The sequence below is a fragment of the Prosthecobacter fluviatilis genome (assembly GCF_055388355.1).
Genome location: NZ_AP043782.1, coordinates 4,040,371 through 4,059,452 on the forward strand (window position 1 = coordinate 4,040,371; position 19,082 = coordinate 4,059,452).

At 63.9% G+C, this 19,082-nt stretch carries 16 protein-coding genes and 1 pseudogene; 11 read left to right on the forward strand and 6 right to left on the reverse strand.

Annotated elements, in window-relative coordinates:
• The gene (locus tag ACZ5WW_RS15805; protein WP_377166547.1) at window positions 1-1,272 is read left to right on the forward strand and encodes an RNA polymerase sigma factor; all 1,272 of its coding nucleotides are present in this window, start codon (window positions 1-3) and stop codon (window positions 1,270-1,272) included.
• 5 nt (window positions 1,273-1,277) lie between these two features.
• On the opposite strand, the gene ACZ5WW_RS15810 is transcribed toward ACZ5WW_RS15805, so the two are convergent.
• The 4 genes from ACZ5WW_RS15810 to ccsA all read right to left on the reverse strand — a co-directional run bounded on the left by ACZ5WW_RS15810 (window position 1,278) and on the right by ccsA (window position 4,428).
• Window positions 1,278-1,520, reverse strand: a complete 243-nt coding sequence (locus ACZ5WW_RS15810; RefSeq protein ID WP_377166545.1) for a hypothetical protein — start codon at window positions 1,518-1,520, stop codon at window positions 1,278-1,280.
• Between the two features lie 115 nt (window positions 1,521-1,635).
• Complete coding sequence (gene hemC / locus ACZ5WW_RS15815) at window positions 1,636-2,583, reverse strand: hydroxymethylbilane synthase (RefSeq protein WP_377166543.1); 948 nt, start codon at window positions 2,581-2,583, stop codon at window positions 1,636-1,638.
• Complete coding sequence (gene hemA / locus ACZ5WW_RS15820; RefSeq protein WP_377166541.1) at window positions 2,580-3,656, reverse strand: glutamyl-tRNA reductase; 1,077 nt, start codon at window positions 3,654-3,656, stop codon at window positions 2,580-2,582. Before hemA ends, hemC begins: the two co-directional genes overlap by 4 nt.
• Window positions 3,649-4,428: a cytochrome c biogenesis protein CcsA gene (gene ccsA / locus ACZ5WW_RS15825; RefSeq protein ID WP_377166539.1), complete on the reverse strand. Its 780-nt coding sequence runs from the start codon at window positions 4,426-4,428 to the stop codon at window positions 3,649-3,651. The genes hemA and ccsA overlap by 8 nt, the downstream gene beginning before the upstream one ends.
• A 116-nt stretch (window positions 4,429-4,544) precedes the next feature.
• Between ccsA and ACZ5WW_RS15830 the strand changes: the two genes are divergently transcribed.
• The 5 genes from ACZ5WW_RS15830 to ACZ5WW_RS15850 all read left to right on the forward strand — a co-directional run bounded on the left by ACZ5WW_RS15830 (window position 4,545) and on the right by ACZ5WW_RS15850 (window position 13,435).
• Complete coding sequence (locus tag ACZ5WW_RS15830) at window positions 4,545-5,078, forward strand: adenine phosphoribosyltransferase (RefSeq protein ID WP_377166537.1); 534 nt, start codon at window positions 4,545-4,547, stop codon at window positions 5,076-5,078.
• A gap of 11 nt (window positions 5,079-5,089) precedes the next feature.
• The gene (gene glnD / locus ACZ5WW_RS15835) at window positions 5,090-7,885 is read left to right on the forward strand and encodes a [protein-PII] uridylyltransferase (RefSeq protein WP_377166535.1); all 2,796 of its coding nucleotides are present in this window, start codon (window positions 5,090-5,092) and stop codon (window positions 7,883-7,885) included.
• A 45-nt stretch (window positions 7,886-7,930) separates the two neighbouring features.
• Complete coding sequence (locus ACZ5WW_RS15840; protein ID WP_377166533.1) at window positions 7,931-9,274, forward strand: sulfatase-like hydrolase/transferase; 1,344 nt, start codon at window positions 7,931-7,933, stop codon at window positions 9,272-9,274.
• Between the two features lie 152 nt (window positions 9,275-9,426).
• The gene (locus ACZ5WW_RS15845) at window positions 9,427-9,813 is read left to right on the forward strand and encodes a BlaI/MecI/CopY family transcriptional regulator (protein ID WP_377166531.1); all 387 of its coding nucleotides are present in this window, start codon (window positions 9,427-9,429) and stop codon (window positions 9,811-9,813) included.
• Between the two features lie 7 nt (window positions 9,814-9,820).
• A complete protein-coding gene (locus tag ACZ5WW_RS15850) occupies window positions 9,821-13,435 on the forward strand; it encodes a penicillin-binding transpeptidase domain-containing protein (protein WP_377166529.1) in 3,615 nt (1,204 codons plus the stop codon).
• Window positions 13,436-13,446: 11 nt separating this feature from the next.
• Here the strand turns inward: ACZ5WW_RS15850 and ACZ5WW_RS15855 are convergent, their stop codons facing one another.
• On the reverse strand, window positions 13,447-14,460 hold the full coding sequence (locus tag ACZ5WW_RS15855) for an NHL repeat-containing protein (protein WP_377166527.1): 1,014 nt from the start codon (window positions 14,458-14,460) through the stop codon (window positions 13,447-13,449).
• A 127-nt stretch (window positions 14,461-14,587) separates the two neighbouring features.
• Window positions 14,588-15,436, reverse strand: coding sequence for an alpha/beta hydrolase (locus ACZ5WW_RS15860; protein WP_377166525.1), 849 nt, complete (start codon window positions 15,434-15,436; stop codon window positions 14,588-14,590).
• A 160-nt stretch (window positions 15,437-15,596) separates the two neighbouring features.
• Between ACZ5WW_RS15860 and rpmH the strand changes: the two are divergent.
• From rpmH to ACZ5WW_RS15885, 5 genes and pseudogenes are all read left to right on the forward strand, one after another.
• Window positions 15,597-15,731, forward strand: a pseudogene (gene rpmH / locus ACZ5WW_RS15865) (50S ribosomal protein L34); the annotation flags it as partial.
• A gap of 78 nt (window positions 15,732-15,809) precedes the next feature.
• Window positions 15,810-16,181, forward strand: coding sequence for a ribonuclease P protein component (gene rnpA, locus ACZ5WW_RS15870; protein WP_377166523.1), 372 nt, complete (start codon window positions 15,810-15,812; stop codon window positions 16,179-16,181).
• Window positions 16,178-16,414 (forward strand): membrane protein insertion efficiency factor YidD, encoded by a 237-nt coding sequence (yidD, locus tag ACZ5WW_RS15875; protein ID WP_377166521.1) that lies wholly within the window; start codon window positions 16,178-16,180, stop codon window positions 16,412-16,414. Before rnpA ends, yidD begins: the two co-directional genes overlap by 4 nt.
• Before the next feature lie 148 nt (window positions 16,415-16,562).
• Window positions 16,563-18,365, forward strand: a complete 1,803-nt coding sequence (gene yidC, locus ACZ5WW_RS15880) for a membrane protein insertase YidC (protein ID WP_377166519.1) — start codon at window positions 16,563-16,565, stop codon at window positions 18,363-18,365.
• Between the two features lie 202 nt (window positions 18,366-18,567).
• Window positions 18,568-19,023, forward strand: coding sequence for a Jag family protein (locus ACZ5WW_RS15885; RefSeq protein WP_377166517.1), 456 nt, complete (start codon window positions 18,568-18,570; stop codon window positions 19,021-19,023).
• Window positions 19,024-19,082 lie beyond the last annotated feature (59 nt).

Below are 19,082 nucleotides of genomic sequence, written 5' to 3' on the forward strand. Positions count from 1 at the left end.
ATGAGCCGGCAGGGCACCAGTGCAGGTGAGGTGGCCGCCCACTTCTTTCGCCACGAAGGCGCGAAGGTGGTCGCCACGCTCACCGCGCGCCTCGGTACACACCGGCTGCAGCTGGCGGAGGATGTGGTGCAGGAGGCCCTGCTGCGCGCGCTGCAGACCTGGTCATACCGTGGCGTGCCTGAAAATCCCGCCGCATGGCTCACGCAGGTGGCGAAGAACCTCGCGCTCAATGCCCTGCAGCGTGAGCAGCTCTGGAACGAAAAGCAGGACGGCATCGCCGCGGAGCAGGCGCGCTGGCTTGCCTCACCGGCCCAAGACATGAAGCACGAAACCTTTGCCGACGACACACTCCGCATGATGTTCGTCTGCTTTCATCCTGAGCTCGCAGCAGAGGCGCAGACGGCGCTGGCGTTGCGCACGCTCTGCGGCTTCAGCCCTGCCGAGATCGCCGCCGCCTTCCTCACCAGCGAGGCCGCAGTGGCCAAGCGCCTGGTGCGCGCACGGCAGCGCATCCGCGAGCTCGCGCTCCCCTTTGCCGTGCCGGAGCCGGCGGAGCTCTCCGCACGCCTAGGCGGTGTGCTGCACACCCTCTACCTGCTTTTCAATGAAGGCTACAAAGCCTCCACCGGCGACCGCCTCGTGCGCGATGACCTCTGCCACGAGGCCATCCGGCTTCTCACGCTGGTTACCGAGCATCCCTCCACCCAGGAGCCACGCGCCCTCGCCCTTCTTTCGCTCCTGCTGCTCAATGCCGCACGCCTGCACACGCGCACCGATGATGCGGGGCACCTCCTGCGCCTGCATGAGCAGGACCGCTCGGCCTGGGATCAGGCCATGATCCGGCGCGGCATTGCCTGCCTGCACCAGGCCTCGCAGGGTGGCGTGCTCAGCGTGTATCACATCGAGGCCAGCATCGCCGCCACGCATTGCCTGGCGGCCACGGCTTCCTCCACCGACTGGCCGCGCATCTTGCATCTCTACGATCAGCTCCTCGCCATCACCGGCTCTCCAGTCACCGCCATGAACCGCGCCGTGGCCGTGGCGCGTGTGCATGGCCCGCAGGCCGGGCTAGATGCCCTTCAGAGCATCAGGCAGCGCAGCCTGCTGGAGATCTCCCATCTCTACCACGCCATCCGTGGCACCTTCGCAGCCGAGCTCGGCCAGACCGAGACTGCGCTCGCCGATTTCAGGCAGGCCCACAAGCTCGCCACCCTTCCCGTGGAGCGCGCCTTCATCTCCCGGCGGATCGCGGAGTGCGGAGGTTCTGGCTAGGGGGCTCAGTGGTGATGCCCGCCTCCATAGCCGCCGTGGTGGCTCCCGTGACCGTAACCGTGGCCGTAAGAATGTGGGCGATAGCCATGGCTGTACCGCGAGTAGCCGTAGCCGCTGTGGTATGACGGGCGGTAGTAGGAGCGGCCGTAGCCGTAACCATAGCCGCCTCCACAGTAGGGATCGACACAGGAGCTCAGCGAGCCCAGGGCAAGCACGGCGGTGCAGAAAAGCAGCAATTTCGTTTTCATAGTCACTGAGTCCGACGCAGGTCCTCAGGATCTATTCAGCCATCACGGCGGATTACAAAACGGGCCGCGAATCGCACGCTGCGGCTGCGCCTTCTTCACAGCATGGGGTGGCGCTTTACGGCAGCATCCCCGCCAGGTCCTTCGCGAGCTGCGCAGCCTCAGCCACGGGGCGCTTGGCCTCGCGCTCCACAGGCGGCAGGGAAAGATCGGCTTCGTTGAAGACGCGCACGCTCATGTGCAGCTCCCCTTCGGCGATCCACGTATGCGCACCCACGGGGGTCTGGCAGCCGGCGCCGAGGATCTTCAAAAACTCGCGCTCAGCGGTGATACGGGCTTCCGTTTCGGCATCGTTCAGCGCACGGATCGCGGCGATGGCGGCCTCATCTCCCGCGCGGCATTCGATGGCGATGGCGCCCTGCCCGGCGGCGGGGAGAAATTTCACGGGGTCGAGCACCAGACCGTAGAGCGTGTGCGTGTCGATGTGGATGCGGCTCAGGTTCGCATTCAGCAGGCCCAGGCGCAGCAGGCCGGCGGCGGCCAGCAGCACGGCATCCAGCGCGTTTTCTCCCAGCACCTTCTTCACACGCGTGGGCACGTTGCCACGGATCTCCACGATCTCCACATCCGGGCGCAGAAACTTGAGCTGCGCGGCACGGCGCACGCTGCTGGTGCCCACACGCGCACCCTGGGGCAGCGTTTCGAGCGTGTAGGGATGCGCGCTAACGAGCACGTCCTCAATGGCCGCACGCGGGAGCACGGCGGCGATGGTGAATCCGGCGGCGAGGTCGCTGGGCACGTCCTTGAGGCTGTGCACGGCGGCGTCGATCTGCTTGTCTGCCAGCGCGATTTCCAGCTCCTTGATGAAGATGCCCTTGTCCACCTGCGCCACATCGCTGAACTCGGAAAAACGCAGATCCTGACGCTTGTCACCGCTGGTTTGGATGATCTGGCGCTCGATCTGCAGGTGCGGGTGCGCGGACTGCAGCGCGGCGGTGACCATGGTGGTCTGTGTCAGGGCCAGTTCGCTGCCACGGGTGCCGAGGATGATTTTGGAGATGCTCATGAAACGAGAAAGCTTTGCTGGGAGTGCCCAGGAGGGGTGAGAAAGCCGTATTTTTCCAGCTGCTCTTCAATGATTCGTTCGCAGGAGGCCAGCTGCCGCTCGCGCTCGCGGCGGCCTTCGTCAGCGATGGCCTGCAGGGCGTCGATGTCGTAGAGATACACGCCCTCGATGTTGTTCACCGCCGGGTCCACATCTCGCGGCACGGCGATGTCGATGATCAGCAGCGGCTCCCAGCGGCGCTTGCGCATCACCTGCTCGATCTGCTCGGGCTTGATGACGAAATGCGGCGCGCTGGTGCTCGAAATGATCACGTCCACCTCATGCAGGGCGTTCTCCCATTCGTCGAATTTCATCGCGGTGCCCTTCATCTCCGTGGCCAGCTCCACGGCCTTGTCGTAGCTGCGGTTGGAGACGATGATGCTCTTGGCGCCACGCGAGAGCAGGCTCTGCGCGCAGGTGCGGCTCATTTCCCCGGCGCCCACCAGCATGACACGGCATTCCTTGAGGTCGTGCACCTTTTCCGCCAGGTCCACCGCCACGCTGCCCACGCTTGTGGAGCCGCGCTGGATGGTGGTCTCGTTGCGCACCTTTTTGCCCACGGTGAAGGCCTGCTGAAAGAGCTTGTTCAGCGCGCGGCTGGTCGTGCCGGTGTCCAGCGCCAGCTTGTACGCCGCCTTCACCTGGCCAAAGATTTCCGTCTCTCCCAGCACCATGGAGTCCAGGCCGCTCACCACGCGGAAGAGATGCCGCGCCGCCTCGGCGGAGTCGAGGTTGTACAGCACCAGCGCCTCGGCATGCTCGGGCTGCAGCTCAAAGCGGCGCACCAGGTAGTCGCGCAGCGCAGCGTGGCCGTCCTTGCCGCTGGCCAGCCCATGGGTGGCATAGAGCTCCACACGGTTGCAGGTGCTCAGCACCACGCATTCCTCAAATCCCGGCAGCCCGCTCACCTGCTGCACGGCGTCCGGCACCTGCGTCTCGGGAAAGGCCAGGCGCTCACGCACCTCCACCGGGGTGGTTTTGTAGTTCAGGCCCACACAGACGAGGCCGCTGCGCTTGTCCGTCGGCTCAGGCATGTGTCACGATCCACAGGGAAATGAACGGCAGGATGAAGCCGACGACCGCCAGCCAGGCCGTCCGGCGGGGCGAGGTGAAGTGTTTCCACATCAGAAAGGAGATCACCGCATACAGCCCCCACACCGTCCACGCGAAGACCACGTGCCCGGTCTTCGTCATCGGCAGGTGCAGCGCAAAGGAGATGCCCAGCGCGATGCTCAGCAGCAGCAGTCCCAGCCGCACCAGGCGCTGGATGGCCTGCGCCAGCCCCTGAATGGGCGGCAGTTGGTAAAACAGTCCGCCGATCTGATGGCGCTTCAGCAGCCGCTCCTGGATCAGGTACATCACCCCGGTGATGCACGCCAGGGCAAAGGCCGCGTAAGAGATCAGCGCCAGCGCGATGTGCAGCTCCACCAGCGCATTGATGGGCCCCTTCGGCGGGTAGGGCGCGAAGCCGTTCCCAAACGCCATCCCCTGCATCAGGGTGACCAGCGGCGCCGTGAAGACCCCCAGCAGCGAAAGCCGGAAAGCCGGCCCCACGAGAAAATAGAGCAGCACGATGCTCCATGCGATGAAGACCAGGATGTCCGGCAGGCTGCGGATGGGGCACTGCCGCACCTCCTCCCCGCGCAGGTAGATGAAGCCCGTCTGCAGCGCAAATCCCAGCGCCATCAGCACAAACTGCGCCCGCCCCTGCCTCCAGGCTCCCGCCTTCAGCGCCAGCAATGCCTGCACGACCGCGCTCACAAACAGGAGCGTGGCGGCTAGAAGCAGTTGCTGGGAGGACGGCATCGGATCGGGGGGCGGATACTCGCGGGCTTACGGCGTTTCTGCAAGGGTGAAGGCAATTCCGGGCGCAATGTTCCCATCGCTTGCGCATCCGCGCATCTCCTCCATGATCGCAGGGCATGGCCCCAGACACCCTCGACAGCATCCGTCGCACGATCCGCGACGTGCCGGATTTCCCCAAACCTGGCATTCTCTTCAAGGACATCACCCCCGTGCTGGCCAATCCCGCCCTCCTCGCACAGACGATTGATGGCATGATCGAGGCCACCGGCATCACCAAGGTGGACAAGGTGGTCGGCATCGACGCGCGCGGCTTCATCTTTGGCGCGCTCATCGCCGCACGCCTCGGCGCGGGCTTCATTCCGGTGCGCAAGAAGGGCAAGCTCCCCTGGCAGACACGGGGCGTTGATTACGCTCTTGAATACGGCACGAATTCCGTCGAGATGCACCTCGACGCCATCACCCCCGGGGAAACGGTCCTGCTCGCGGACGATCTGCTCGCCACCGGCGGCACCGCCGCAGCCGCCCTGCATCTCATCGGCCAGGCGGGCGGCAGGGTGCTTGGCAGCACCTTCTTCATTGAGCTGGCCTTCCTCGGCGGGCGGGAAAAGGTCAGCGGCCCCGGTCCGGTTCACTCTTTGATCACCTACTGACCTCCGCTGCGATGACCGAACGCGACTACCTGCGCCACCTGAACAAGAGCGCGCAGAAATTTTTCCCGCCTGAGGACAAACTGCCGCGTGGGCGCGCCGAGACCCTGCGCCAGGCCAGGCGCTTCCTCAAGATCAAGGAGCAGCGCATCAAGCAGCGCCACCGCACCGGCAGCTTCAGCGGCGCGGAGATCTGCCGCATGCGCTCGGACATGATCGACCTCCTGGTGCGCATCCTCTGGGATGAAAGCGTGGCCGCCCTCCCGGCCGCAGCCCGTGCCAAGCTCAACGTCAGCGTGATCGCCCATGGCGGTTATGGCCGCCGCGTCATGAGCCCCGGCAGCGATGTGGACCTCACCTTCATGTTTCCCGGAAACAGCGGCAAGGTCTCCACTGACGTGGTCCAGCTCATCCGCGACTACCTCCTCTACTTCTACGATCTCAAGTTCAAGGTGGGCCACGGCTCCCGCTCCGTGGGCGAATGCATCAAGCTCGCCAACGACAACATGGAGACCAAGACCGCCCTCATGGAGGCCCGCTTCATCACCGGCCAGAAGCAGGCCTATGAGGAATTCCGCGCGCGTTTTGACAAGGAGTGCATGGACGGCCAGGAGGCGGACTTCCTCAGGCTGCGGCAGATCGACCTGAACACACGCCACACCCGCTACGAAAACACCCCCTTCGTGCAGGAGCCGCATGTGAAAAACGGCTGCGGCGGCCTCCGCGACTACCAGAACCTCATCTGGATGACCTACGCCCGCCACCGCACGCTGAACCCGAAGGATCTCGTGAATCTCGGCCTCATCTCCAAGGCTGGCTGGAAGGAGGTCGAGCAGGGCTACGACTTCATCCTCCGGGTGCGCAATGAGATGCACTACACCGAAAAGCGCGCCGAGGACCTGCTCACGCTCCGCCTCCAGGGCCCCGTGGCCACCAATCTCGGCTACCGCCACAAGCGCATCCTCCGCCGCATCGAGGCGCTGATGCACGAGTATTACACCGCCACCCGCGACATCCTCCAGCGCAGCAACGAGGTCATGGACCGCTTCCACCTCCAGGCGCTGGAGACCAGCAGCAAGGGCAAGCTCATGAACTTCATGGCACGCCGCAAGGCGGAAAAGCAGCAGGAGAGCTTTGACGGCTTCCAGCGCAAGCACGAGCGCGTTTACGCCGACGGCCCCTCCATTTTCAAGGATGACCCGGAGCGCCTCATGCGCCTCTTCCTCCACACTCAGCAGCGCCACCTCCGCCTCAGCCCGGACCTCTTCCAGCTCATCCAGGACAACTTCCGCCTCGTGGACACCAGCTTCCGCTACAGCAAGGCCAACCGCGAGACCTTCGAGACCATCCTTTCCAACAAGGGAGATGCCGCCCGCACCCTCCGGCAGATGCACCGCGTGGGCTTCCTCGGCCGCTACATGCCCGAGTTTGGCGCGCTCACCACCCTGGTGCAGCATGAGTTCTTCCACCTCTACACCGCAGACGAGCACACCCTCCGCACCCTCGACAAGCTCGACGAGCTCAGCGACCCCAGCCTCAAGGGCGTGGAGCTCTTCCAGCAGCTCTTTCACGATCTCCAGCAGCCCTACGTGCTCTACCTCGCCCTCCTCCTGCACGACGCCGGACGCGCCGCCAACAAAAAGACGCACAGCGACGAAAGCACCACCCTCGCCGCCGCCGTGGCCCGCCGCCTCCAGGTCAAAGGGGAGCGCCGCCGCCTGCTCCTCTTCCTGGTGGACAACCACCTCCTGATGTACCGCACCGCCACCACGAAAAGCCTCGATGATCCTCAGGTCATCGAGGACTTCGTCAACATCGTCCGCACCAAGGAAAATCTGGACACCCTGCTCCTCATGACCTACGCGGACTCCAAAGGCACCAGCGACAAGAGCTGGTCCGGCTACAAGGAGGCCTCCATCCGCCAGCTCTACCACAGCGCCCTGCGCTTCATGAATGCACCGGCGGACTTCATGCGCCAGGTGCAGGTCCCTCTGGAGGACCTCCAAAAGCAGGTCCAGCGCCTGCTCGGCTCCGGCTACGAGGCGGAGGTGGACGCCCACTTCCGCCACATGCCGCCCTCCTACTTCAATTTCCGCGAGGCCGACCTCATCGCCACCCACCTCCGCCAGTTCCGCCAGTTCTTTGAGCAGCTCATCCGCGAGGAGGCCGCCGCCGGTCTCCTCCCCGTCATGGCCTGGGTGGACCACGTGGACCAGGGCTACAGCGAGCTCACCGTCGTCTGCTGGGACCGCCACCTGCTCCTCGCGCGCATCTCCGGCGCCCTCGCCGCCGAAAGCATCAACATCCTCAGCGCAGACCTCTACCAGCGCGCCGACCACCTCGTGCTCGACACCTTCCGCGTCTGCAACACCAACTTCGCCGCCGTCACCACCAAAAGCGCCCGCAACCGCATCGAGGAGTCCGTCCGCAAGGCCTTCAGCGGGCAGATGTTCGACTTCAGCGAAGCCATCACCCAGAAGCTCGGCAAGTCCATCACCATGCTCGATGAGATCGGCGCCGAAATCCCGCAGCGCATCTACGTCAACAACAACCTCTCCCCCGACCAGACCGTGCTGGAGCTCCAGCTCGTGGACCGTCTGGGGCTTTTGTATGACATCTTCATGGCCATCGGCTGCCTCGGGCACAACGTCACCCACGCACGCATCAGCACCGAAAAAGGCGTCGCCATTGACGCCATCTACGTCCAGGACGCCCACAACCAGAAACTCACCGACCGCGAGCAGCTCGATGAGCTGGCCGCCGCCGTGACTCAGGCCGCTCACCTCCGCCTCCGCTCCGCCAAAGCGTGATCCGCTGATACATTCTGCCCGCCTCGTCGTTCGGAGAGCGCTCACATGAAGTTCTCCGCACTCCTGCCGCTGTTTCTCCTCTCCATCCTCGCCCCTCTCTCCGCCACGGCGGCGGAGGCCAGCCGGCCCAACATCCTCATCTTTTATCTCGATGACATGGGCTGGGCGCAGCCAGGCGCCTACGGCGGAAAGATGGCCCCCACGCCCCACATGGATGCGCTCGCCGCAGGCGGCGTGCGCTTCACCCAGGGCTACTCCTCAGGCTGCGTATGCTCTCCCGGCCGCGTCGGCCTCATCACCGGCCGCTATCAGGCCCGCACCGGTCATGACGCCAACCCCACCAGGGCAGGCCGCGAACTCCTCCTCAGCGAGACCACCATCGCCCAGCATCTCAAATCCGCCGGCTACACCACCGGCATCATCGGCAAATGGCACCTCGGAGACACCAGCGCCGAGTTCATGCCGGCCGCACGCGGCTTTGACTACGCCATGGGCACGGTGGGAAATCTCGGCGAAGGCAAAGGCCCCTCCTTTTACCGTGGCAAAGACCTCGTCCAGGAGATGCCTGGAGAACCCGTCACCTCCCCCGTGTATGCGCGGGAGTCGGCGGCCTTCATCGAGTCAAACCGCGACAGGCCCTGGTTCCTCCTCATGTCCTTCAACGCCGTGCATTCCCCGCACGTCGCCTCGGAAAAGTGGCTGGAGAAGTTCAAGCACCTCTCCAAGCACGACGCCCCCTACGCCGCGCTCGCCGCCGAGGCGGACGAAGCCGTCGGCACCGTCATGGCCAGGCTGCGTGAGCTCAAGCTGGAGGAAAACACCCTCATCTTCCTCCTCAGCGACAACGGCGGCGCCTATCAAAACGCCGAGATGGGCGGCCTGCGCGGGCACAAGTGGTTCGTGTGGGAGGGCGGCATCCGCGTCTCCTGGCTCGCTGCCTGGAAGGGCCGCATCCCCGCAGCTCGTGTGAGCGACGAGCCCGTGATCCAGCTCGATGTGCTGCCCACCGCCCTCGCCGCTGCAGGCGCCAGCACCAGCATCCCGCTCGACGGTGTGAACCTCCTCCCCCTGCTGGAGGGCAAGACCGACCACCTCGCCCCGCGCGAGCTCTACTTCCGCTTTGGCGTCCAGCAGGCCGTGCGTCAGGGAGACTGGAAGCTCGTCAAAGCCGGCAAGGACATGCAGCCCATGCTCGTCAATCTGCGCACCGACCCCGGCGAGCAGACCGACCTCACCGCCACGGAGCCCGCGAAAGCTCAGGCCCTGCAAAAGCTCTTCGACCAGTGGAACGCCACCATGCAGCCCCCACGCTGGGAGGACCAGCGTTGGAACGGCGAGGAAAAACGCAAGGAAGGCAGGAAGGAGAAGCGGAAGAAGCAGGGGAAGTAGCTCGGGCAATCTTGCCCGAAACGAGCGTTGGCTTCGTGGGCTGGATTGCCCGCGCTAACCCGGGTGGTCTCCGTCACGGCATCACATCATTCGCTAAAAATTTCACGTTTCATCTTGCATTGCCGGACCTCATTCGTTAAAAATATAACGAAATGTCCGACTCATCCCAGCTTTCACGCCGCGAGCGCCAGATCATGAACGTCCTGCACGCCGAGGGCAGCGCCACGGTGGCCACGGTGCAGGCCCGTCTCCCTGAACCGCCCACAGACATGGCCGTGCGCCGCCTCATGCACATCCTGGAGGAGAAAGGGCACGTCAAGCGCCTGCGCAAGGAAGGCCGCGAGGTCATCTACGCCCCCGCACAGTCCAAAGCCCGCGCGGGACTCAGCGCCCTCAGGCAGGTGCTGGACACCTTCTTTGGCGGTGCCGTTGACGAGGCCCTGGCCGCCCACCTCACCCGCAAGGACGCCGCCCTCACAGACGAGCAGGCGCAGCGCATCCAGAAACTCATCGACGAAGCCAAACGCGAAGGCCGCTGATCCTGCCATGAACACAAGTCCTCTTCTCGATTTCCTCTCCCACACCGCCATGAAAAGCGCGGCGGTTCTGCTCGTGGCGCTGCTGCTCGGCCTCATGCTGCGCAGGCTGGCCGCCGCGCAGCGCTATGCCCTGTGGATGACCACCGTCGCCACGCTGGCCCTGCTGCCGCTGGCCATGGGACTCCTCCCCGCATGGCGCGTGCTGCCCCAGGCTTCGGGAGAAATGGAGTGGCCGGTGATGGAGCCGCCACAGTTCAGCATCAATGCCGAGGCCGCCATGCCGGCAGAAGGCAGCCCAGCCACCACGCCTGCCGCCGGTCCCGCCCTGCCTGTGCAGGCACCGGCCCCACACGCCATTTCTTGGAATATTTCATGGCAGGATGTGGTAGAGGTGTTGCCCATGGCCTGGATGCTTGTCGCAGGCCTGCTGCTGCTGCGCCTCGCGCTCAGTGCGTGGCGGCTGCGGCGTCTGGAGTCTTCTCTGCACCCAGGTGCATGCTCCATGCTGGAGCAGTCAGCGCGTGAGCTGGGGCTGCGGCGCAGTCCGCGCCTGCTCATCGGCCCCGCCGATTCCGTGCCCATGGTCTGGGGCGTCTTCAGGCCCCGCCTGCTCCTGCCACAGGGCTTTGACACATGGCCTCATGAAAAGCAGCGCGGCGTCCTGCTCCACGAGCTGGCCCATTTGCAGCGTGGCGATCCCTTCGCTCTCTGGCTCGCCCAATGGGTCAAGGCCCTGCACTGGTTCAATCCTCTGGCCTGGCTGACCCTGCGCCAGCTCCGCGCCGACCAGGAACGCGCGTGCGATGATGCCGTGCTGCGCCAGGGCGTACGTGCCAGCGACTACGCGCAGGCCTTGCTGGACCTCAGCCGCCACAACCGCATCGCCCCGGGCCTTTCGCTCTGCGCATTGACGATCACCCGCTGCGCTCCCGTGGAGACACGCGTCAAAGCCATCCTCGACCCCGCTTGCCGGCGTGAGGGACTCACCCTGCGCTGGCTGGTCGTGCTGATCAGTGGCGCCCTGCTCTTCACCCTGCCTGTGGCCATGCTTCACGCCATTGAAGGCTCCCTCCAGCGCGGACGCATTTTGGACCGCAACGGCGTGGTGCTGGCGGAAAGCTCAAAGGAGAAAGTGCGTGTGTATCCGTTCAAGGCGCAGGCGGCGCACATGATCGGCTATGTCCGCAGCTCCGGTGAAAAGCACGCGCTGCTTGAGGGAGGCGCGGGCTTGGAAAAGCAGCAGGATGCCGCGCTCACGGCGGGCAGGGACGTGGCTCTCACGCTCGACATGCGCATTCAGTCTCTTGCGCACCGGGCCATGAAAGAAGCGGGTGTCACACGTGGCGCCGCAGTCGTGCTGGACCCCCGCACCGGAGAAATCCTGGCCGCCGTCTCGCTGCCCTCGTTTGATCCAAATCTTTTTGTTCCAGCGATCACCCAGGAGAATTGGGACAGATATTTGAGCGATCTGGATGTCCCTCTGCTCAACCGCAGCCTCAGAGGCTTCGCTCCGGGCTCCACCTTCAAATTGCTCACCGGCCTTGCAGGCTGCGCAGCGGGCATGGGCGGGCAAAAATACAGCTGCACCGGCTCCGTGACCTATGGAAACAGTGTCATGAAGTGCTGGATCCACGAGCAGAACGGCGGCGGGCATGGAATGCTGGGCATGAGCGACTCGCTGGCCGTGAGCTGCAACTGCTACTGGTACCGGCTTGGCAATGCCGTGGGCATAGAGCAGATCGAGAGCATGGGCCGCAAGGTCGGTTTCGACAGCGCCTATGGAATCGTGGATGAAGAAGATGAGGGCATCTTGTATGGCCCTTCCTGGATGAAACAGCATCATCCGCAGGAAAAGTGGACCGCCAGACATACGGCGAATGCGTCCATCGGCCAGGGCTACATGCTGTCCACGCCGCTGCAGATGGCGGTGCTGGCGGCCACGGTGGGGAATGGCGGCAGGGTGCCGCAGCCCGGCATCATCAAACAGAAGGAAGCGGGCCCATGGCGTGAGGACCTGACCCAGGGCGTGATGAGCGCCGCTGATGTGGAGCCGCTGCGCGAAGGCATGCGCCTCGCCGTGAACGGCGGCTCCGGCACCGGCCGCCTGGCCCGGAGCGACAAGGTCATCATCGCCGGAAAAACCGGCACCTCGCAGAACTGGCGCATCAACGCGGACAAGCAGCGCGTGGAGGACAATCTGGGCTGGTTTATCGGCTTTGCGCCGTTTGAAAACCCGCAGCTTGCCTTTGCCATCGTCAAAAACGGGGCCAAGACCGGCGGCGGTGACTGCGGCCCCATCGCCAAACGCATCGTGGAGGAGGCGCTGGCACTGCCAGCGGATGGTTCTGGGCAGGTGCTGCCAGCAGGAGCTGAAGTCGGCGGCCTCCATGAAAAATCGAAACAGGGCCAGTTTGATTCCATGGCCGGTGCATTGCGCGTTGCGATCGAGCGCATCAGGCCAAGCGCTGAGACAGGCTTTCACCTGGATCAAATGTTTGTAAAAAGCGGCCAGGTGATGCTGAGTGGCACCGCCTCGGGAGTCACCCAGGCTCTTGAATTTCGTGACAAGGTGCTGGCTGTTTCCTTTGAGGACCCTCTCGAATGGACATGCCCCGTGCCATCCATGCTGGCTGACGGGAAGCGCGTGAAATTCGAGATGCTGGGCCTTCTGGTTTGGAAGGATAAAAACATGACGACTCAGGAAGCGGTGAAGGCTGCCCGTTCGAGACTGAGAGATCCCCGCTCAAATGTGTGGGATGCCGTGCGCACGAGTGCGGGCCTGGCCGAGGTTCCTGGCGGCAGAGTCGCTTTCCTGGACGGTTCGGGCGACACCACTGTGTACTTCTATTTGCTGCGCCAGGAAGTTGCAGACTGGCTGCGCAAATCTTTTGGAGAAAACGGAGATCTCAGCTGGCTGGGCGGCGATGCGCAAAAGACCAGGAGGCACACGGCGAAGGACGGCTGCGAGATCGAGATAACGCCCCTGGAGTCCTCAGCCGTCTTCAAGGTGAAGGTGAAATCCTCGCGAAAAAATACTGCTGCCGCACCTTCCACCCAGGCTCAAAGCCGGCAGCTGGCCGATGCCGAGATCCGGATGAACCCCGCGCTGGCAAAGCAGTGGTCTGCGTTGAAGAGGGTCGGCCTCCTTGCAGACCTGCCCGCCGGAGCGCAGCCCTTTGGCCTTGGTGACATGCACCCGGAGCGGCAGTTGAAAAGCGTGCTGACGTTTCGTTTTCGGGCTTCGCGGGAGGAGGTGCGCCGTTGGTTGCTGGAGTCACACTGTCTGCCCACGAAGGAGAATTTCCTTTCGACGCGATCAGGAAGCCTGGCTTCCGCACTCTCGCAGCCCGCAGTCGAAGACATTGCGGCAGACTGGCCGGCCTCTCCACAGTCATTTCAGCGCACCTTCATGGCGGCCAGCCATTGCCAGATCGGCATCCATGTTTCGGAGGGTGAGCATGTGACTGTGACCGTCTCCCGAAGCTCTCCCTCCATCCTCATCGCGCCGGAGGAGTCACGGGAGCCACGGCCTGCTGGCAGGCTCTCACCCGATCACAGAAAGGATCGATTCACCTCGGCTGTGCCCTCAGTCCCTGCGCTGGCTGCGACCGCCCCTGGCTGAGGCCCGGGCTTTCATTCCCAAACACCCATCCATCCCTGGCTGGTTTTGCCAGCAAGGTCGATCTTCACGAGTGTTTCTCCCCTGGCGTTCAGTTTGCGGATGTCCGTCTTGGTCATGGCCCACACATCTCCGGAACGAACGGTCTGCACCGACACCGCGTGCACAGCGCATTTCATGAGAGGCTTCCCCTCGGAGGAGTATTGCTTCAGCTCATCTTGGAAGCAGGCCACCCAGACGCTGCCATCCTGCGGGGCCACTGACACCTTCGTGGGGTCTTTTTCACCCAGCGCTGTCTCGGCAATCTTGTTGCCGGCACGGTCAAACTTCAGCAGCTGGTTGCTGCTGCCCTCCACGTTGGGGTGCTCCCGGGTCGCGACCCAGACGGCTCCGGTTTGCGGATCCACATCCACGCTGACACCGCACCAGGGCGTGATACGCTGGGAAAAATCCACAAAGCCGTCGGTGGCATAGATCTTCTGCAGCTGGTTTCCCACGACCCAAAATGCGTTGTCTCTGCCGCTATGGACGATGTCAACGCCGCTGGCGTCGTAGGACATCCGTTCCGTTCCCTTTTCGTCAAACACCACCGTCCTGCTCCGGGTGAAGTCGCCGGTCTCGGACACAAGGGCCCACACATGGCCGGTCTCAGGATGCACCGCGATGGCCCCGCAGCCCTTCGCAGCTATGGTGGCGGTCACCTTGCCATGCAGGTCATACCGCTTGATGCAGCCGCCCACGTTCTCAGACACCCAGACGCACTGGCGCTGCACATCGGCCGCGATCACATGCTGGCTGCCCACCGATTCGCACATGTTGATGCCGGTCACCTGAAAGCCCGGCTTTCCGGCGGCAGTGACAAAGGTCAGATGGTCCTCGTATTTTTCTTTGCCCTGGTATGCCTCGTCGCAGTCATCGAGAACCAAAATGCCCCTGGGCACGCTGGCCTCAGGCTCTGCGGCCGGCGTGCTCAGCCACCCAAGCCATGGCGCCATGAGCAGGAGAACCGAGCGAATGCCGTGGCGCATGAAAGGTGTGAGGTGGGGAGCCGCTGAGACTGAAGAAAGCCTTGGGAAGCCTTCCGCTTTGACGCACACCTAACGAACCGAATGCCAGGGGCATTAGCCTCTTCCGCCTGGCATGCCCGCCTGGCCCTTACTTTTCCTTCAGCAGCCCGCTGTCCGTGAGCCACTCCGTAAACCGCGTGGGCCAGCGGGAGGCGGCGGTGGGTTTGGCATCGTGTTTGTAGCCAAAGCCGTGGCCGGCGTTGGCAAAGAGGTGCAGCTCCGCCTTCACGCCCGCTGTCTTGTATTTCAGATACAGCGTGGCCATGCCCTCGGAGATGTCCTGACGGTCGCTGTAACCGGCGGCGATGAAGAGCGGCGGCATGCCCTTTTTCGCATCAAACAGTCCCGACGTGCCGGGATAAATAAGCGCCTGAAAGTCCGGACGGCTGCTCTGCTGCTCGATGGCGTCGGCAGACTCCTTGTTCCCGGGGTCGTTCGTCATGGCGGCAAACGCCGCCAGCTCTCCACCTGCGGAAAAGCCCAGAATGCCGATGCGGTCCGGCTGGATGTGCCACTCCGCCGCACGGGCGCGCACCGTACGGATGGCGCGGCGGGCATCCGCCATCGCATGTTCTTGGATCGTGTAGGTGCTGCCTTTCTCCCGCGCCAGACGGTACTTCAGCACAAAGGCAGCGATGCCGTGGTCCCGGAACCACTCTCCCAGCGCGTATCCTTCATGGCCCAGGCAGAGCTTGGAGTGGCCTCCGCCGGGGCAGATGATCACAGCCGTGCCCGTGGCCTTGTCTGCCGCCGGCACAAAGGGGGTGATCGAGGGGTTGTGCACGTTGCACACATTGCTGCCCTCGACCGTCTCCGGCTCGGCGGTGCGTGCCTCCGAGCCCGGGGCGCCCTTGGGCCACAGCGGGAGGGCTGCGGGGGTGTCGGCGGCGCTGAGAGCGAGGGGCAGAAAGAGGCTGGCGAGGAGGTGGCGGTTCATGAGGTAAAATGTAACGCTGAGAAAACCGAAGTTTACTGGAAATCATCGCATGATTGACAAATCGAAGACTCCCGCTAGTTTCGCGCCCCCTTTTCAAGGGGAGGCCGTGATTTGTCCGGTCTGAATCCACTGCTTCCCACTTTCACCACCCCACAAGCCCATGCCAAAGACATTCAGGACCTACCAGCCTTCCAAGCGCACGCGCAAGCAGCAGTTTGGATTCCGCGCCCGCACGAAGACCGCGAATGGCCGCGACATCCTGCGCCGCCGTCGCCGCGCCGGACGCAAGCGCCTCCTGCCCAAGGGCGTTGAGGTCCACTTCAAGCGTCACACCCAGCAGCACTCCTAGTCCCGCTGCGGCGCGCTCCTGCCCATGCGCCTTCCCTCAAACCTGCGGATGAAGCTCGCGCGTGATTTCGCGCGCGTGAAGTCCCAGGGAGTCAGCCAGGCTGGAAAGTATCTGGTGCTCGGGGCATTGCCTGTGGAGGAGCTCGAAGGGTTCCAGTTTGGCCTCATCACCGGGGGCAGGCTGGGCAATGCTGTGACAAGGAACCGCATCCGTCGGCTGCTGCGCGAGATCGTGCGCGCCCATCAGGCGGAGATCTCCCCGGGCTGGCAGATGGTGATCATCGCCCGCTGGCGTGCCCCTCAGGCCACGCTGGCTGAACTGGAAAACGACTGGCTGCGGCTGGCGCGGCGCATGAACCTGATCTCTCGGAAGCCTCCTGCCCCACCCGCGCCATGAAATGGATCATCCGAATTTTCATCCGCGGCTATCAAGTGTTTATCTCCCCCGTCATTCACGCCATTGGCGGTCCCGGCTCCGGATGCCGCTACACTCCGACCTGCTCGCGCTATTTCCTCGAAGCCGTGGAAACCCACGGCGTGCTTCGCGGCTCCTGGCTGGGCCTCTGCCGCATCGGCCGCTGCCACCCCTGGGGTGGTCATGGGCATGATCCGGTGCCCGCCAAGAAATGACGCCCCCACGAAATCCCGAATGACGAATATTTTCAGACACTGTAATCGCAAACCCGGGATTGCTCGTCATTGATCCCCGCCCCGCGTCTTCGGCCTGACCCAGAAGCGCGCTTCCAAACCCCCTCTCTCACCCAAAGCTCAATTTTTCATGGACCGTAAAAGCTGGATCATCGTGACACTCTGCGTCATTCTCGCGGGTGTAAACCTGTACTACGTGCAGGAAAACCAGAAGCTGGCGCAGGCCGAGGCGGCGCGCAAAAAGCAGGAAGAGGCCGCCAAAAAGGCCGTCGCAGCACCCGCCGCAGCCACGCCTGCGGCAGCGCCCGCCACCGGTGCCGCCCCTGCGGCTCCCGCACCTGTCGAAACCCCGGAGGAGACCCACTCCCTCAAAGTCGGCACCGTCACCTATGAGCTCACCTCCAAAGGCGGCGGCATCGCCCGTGCAGCCCTGGCTGGCACGGACCGCGTCCTCCTCAACAAGAATGGCCTCGAACCCGTCGGCGCCCTTCGGCGCGAGGCCGCAGGCATGGACTCCATCGCTTACAAGCTCACCGCAAAGAGCGACAAAAGCGCCACCTTTGAAGGCACCACCTCCGAGGGCATCGTCGTCACCAAGACCTACACCCTGACCGAAGGCGCCGAGGGGGACGAGCACCTCGTTGACCTCAAGATCACCCTCAAAAACACCGGCACCGCCCAGCATCGCTCCGAGGAGTACTACCTCTACGCTGGCGCCGCCACCGCCCTCAAGCATGACGACGGCCGCTACGACGGCTTCTTCTGGAACAACGCCGGAGACGCCGCCTATGAGCTTTCCAAATACTTCGGCAAAGGCTTCTTCAGCGAGGCCCCCACCGAGTACCGCCACTCCTACAATGCGCTGCGCTACGGAGGCGTGATGACCCGCTTCTACACCCACATCCTCTCCCGCATGGCCGAGAAGGATGCCCCGGCCAAGTTCTGGTCCTCCCGCCGCAAGCTCGCCCAGCCCATCGACGCCGCCAACATCGGCAAGGCGGACATCGAAGACTTCGCCTATGACGCCGCCATGAGCCTGCCGGTGGTGGATCTCGCGCCCGGCGCCTCCGTCACCGAGCATTATCAGATCTACCTTGGTCCCAAGGAATACGACCGCCTCAGCCGCATCGGTCACCAGCGCAGCTACGCGATGTTCTACGGCTACTTCAAGATCGTCAGCATCGCCCTCTCCAAGGTCATGCGCTGGATGCACGACATCAGCGGCAGTTGGGGTCTCGCCGTCATCCTCCTCACCATCTTCGTCCGTCTCTGCCTCTGGCCCATCCATGCCAAGTCCACCATGACCATGAAGCGCATGGGCCTCCTCGGCCCGCTCATGAAGGAGCTGCAGGAAAAGTACAAGGACAATCCGCAGCAGCAGCAGCTCGAGACCATGAAGCTGTACAAGGACTACGGCGTCAATCCCCTCGGCGGCTGTCTCCCGCTCTTCCTCCAGTTCCCCATCTTCATCGGTCTCTACAGCGTGCTGGAGGTGGCGGCGGAGCTCCGCGGCCAGTCCTTCTGGTGGGTGCAGGACCTCGCCGCCGCAGACACCCAGGGCCATTTCCTTGGCATTAGCATCAATCCTCTGCCCCTCATCATGGGCCTCACCATGGTCGCGCAGATGAAGCTCACCCCCCAGCCCGCCACCGTGGACAAGACCCAGCAGCGCATCTTCATGCTCATGCCCCTGTTCTTCCTGTGGATCAGCTACGACTTTGCCGCCGCCCTCGCCCTCTACTGGTCCACGCAGAACATCTTCAGCATCTTCCAGACCCGCATCATGAAGCTCTACATGCCCGAGCCCAAGCTGGAGAAAGTGGCGCACAAGCCTGCAGCAGCCGCCGCCACAGCGCAAAACCCCTTCTTCAACACCGGCGCCCCCGCCAAGGACAAGAAAAAAGGCCCCAAGCCGCCACGCCTCGGGGGCTAGGAAATAACTGGCGGCGGCTGCCATCCCGCCCCGTCCTGCTCAGCGCGGCAAGACCGGTCTCTCAAGCTGTTGCAAAAGGCTGGCACACTCGCGCAGTGTTCCAGCCTCTGCCTCCGTCATTTGTCATTCTTCCCTCATTCGGATTTATTCATTCGTCATTTCCCCCGCATGACGCTTAAATCAGAACCCGCGTAGCAGTGCCATGACTCCCCTCGAACACGCCCACCACATTCTCGACACCATGCTCGGTTACCTCGGGTTTGTGGTGCAGATCGAGGAAGACAACGGCCCCGACGGCCCCACGCTCCAGGTGCTCACGGACGACTCCGACGCCCTCATCGGCCGTCGCGGGGAGACGCTCGAAGACATCCAGTACCTCGTCAACCGCGTGCTTCAGCGCCACATCAAGGACGCCCCGCGCGTCCGCGTGGACGTCGAGTTTTACCGCTCCATGCGCGAGGACAAGATGGTCGCCCGCGCGAAGGAGCTCGGCGACAAGGTGCGCGCCACCGGCCAGAGCGCCGACCTCCCGCCCATGAACAGCTACTACCGCCGCATCATCCACAATGTTTTTGTGAATGACCCCGAGGTCATGAGCGTCAGCCAGGACGGCGCCGCGCGCTTCAAGCGCATCCTGCTCAAACGCCGCGCCAGCTAGTCCCGCCTCACCCTGCGTACGGAGGAAAATCAGCTTCGTTCTTTACTCGTGGTGCCGTT

Excerpts from the sequence above, each read along its gene's own strand:
- ACZ5WW_RS15805 (WP_377166547.1), top strand. The coding sequence starts at position 1 with ATGAGCCGGCAGGGCACCAGTGCAGGTGAGGTGGCCGCCCACTTCTTT.
- ACZ5WW_RS15810 (WP_377166545.1), bottom strand. The coding sequence starts at position 1,520 with ATGAAAACGAAATTGCTGCTTTTCTGCACCGCCGTGCTTGCCCTGGGC.
- hemC (WP_377166543.1), bottom strand. The coding sequence starts at position 2,583 with ATGAGCATCTCCAAAATCATCCTCGGCACCCGTGGCAGCGAACTGGCC.
- hemA (WP_377166541.1), bottom strand. The coding sequence starts at position 3,656 with ATGCCTGAGCCGACGGACAAGCGCAGCGGCCTCGTCTGTGTGGGCCTG.
- ccsA (WP_377166539.1), bottom strand. The coding sequence starts at position 4,428 with ATGCCGTCCTCCCAGCAACTGCTTCTAGCCGCCACGCTCCTGTTTGTG.
- ACZ5WW_RS15830 (WP_377166537.1), top strand. The coding sequence starts at position 4,545 with ATGGCCCCAGACACCCTCGACAGCATCCGTCGCACGATCCGCGACGTG.
- glnD (WP_377166535.1), top strand. The coding sequence starts at position 5,090 with ATGACCGAACGCGACTACCTGCGCCACCTGAACAAGAGCGCGCAGAAA.
- ACZ5WW_RS15840 (WP_377166533.1), top strand. The coding sequence starts at position 7,931 with ATGAAGTTCTCCGCACTCCTGCCGCTGTTTCTCCTCTCCATCCTCGCC.
- ACZ5WW_RS15845 (WP_377166531.1), top strand. The coding sequence starts at position 9,427 with ATGTCCGACTCATCCCAGCTTTCACGCCGCGAGCGCCAGATCATGAAC.
- ACZ5WW_RS15850 (WP_377166529.1), top strand. The coding sequence starts at position 9,821 with ATGAACACAAGTCCTCTTCTCGATTTCCTCTCCCACACCGCCATGAAA.
- ACZ5WW_RS15855 (WP_377166527.1), bottom strand. The coding sequence starts at position 14,460 with ATGCGCCACGGCATTCGCTCGGTTCTCCTGCTCATGGCGCCATGGCTT.
- ACZ5WW_RS15860 (WP_377166525.1), bottom strand. The coding sequence starts at position 15,436 with ATGAACCGCCACCTCCTCGCCAGCCTCTTTCTGCCCCTCGCTCTCAGC.
- rnpA (WP_377166523.1), top strand. The coding sequence starts at position 15,810 with ATGCGCCTTCCCTCAAACCTGCGGATGAAGCTCGCGCGTGATTTCGCG.
- yidD (WP_377166521.1), top strand. The coding sequence starts at position 16,178 with ATGAAATGGATCATCCGAATTTTCATCCGCGGCTATCAAGTGTTTATC.
- yidC (WP_377166519.1), top strand. The coding sequence starts at position 16,563 with ATGGACCGTAAAAGCTGGATCATCGTGACACTCTGCGTCATTCTCGCG.
- ACZ5WW_RS15885 (WP_377166517.1), top strand. The coding sequence starts at position 18,568 with ATGACTCCCCTCGAACACGCCCACCACATTCTCGACACCATGCTCGGT.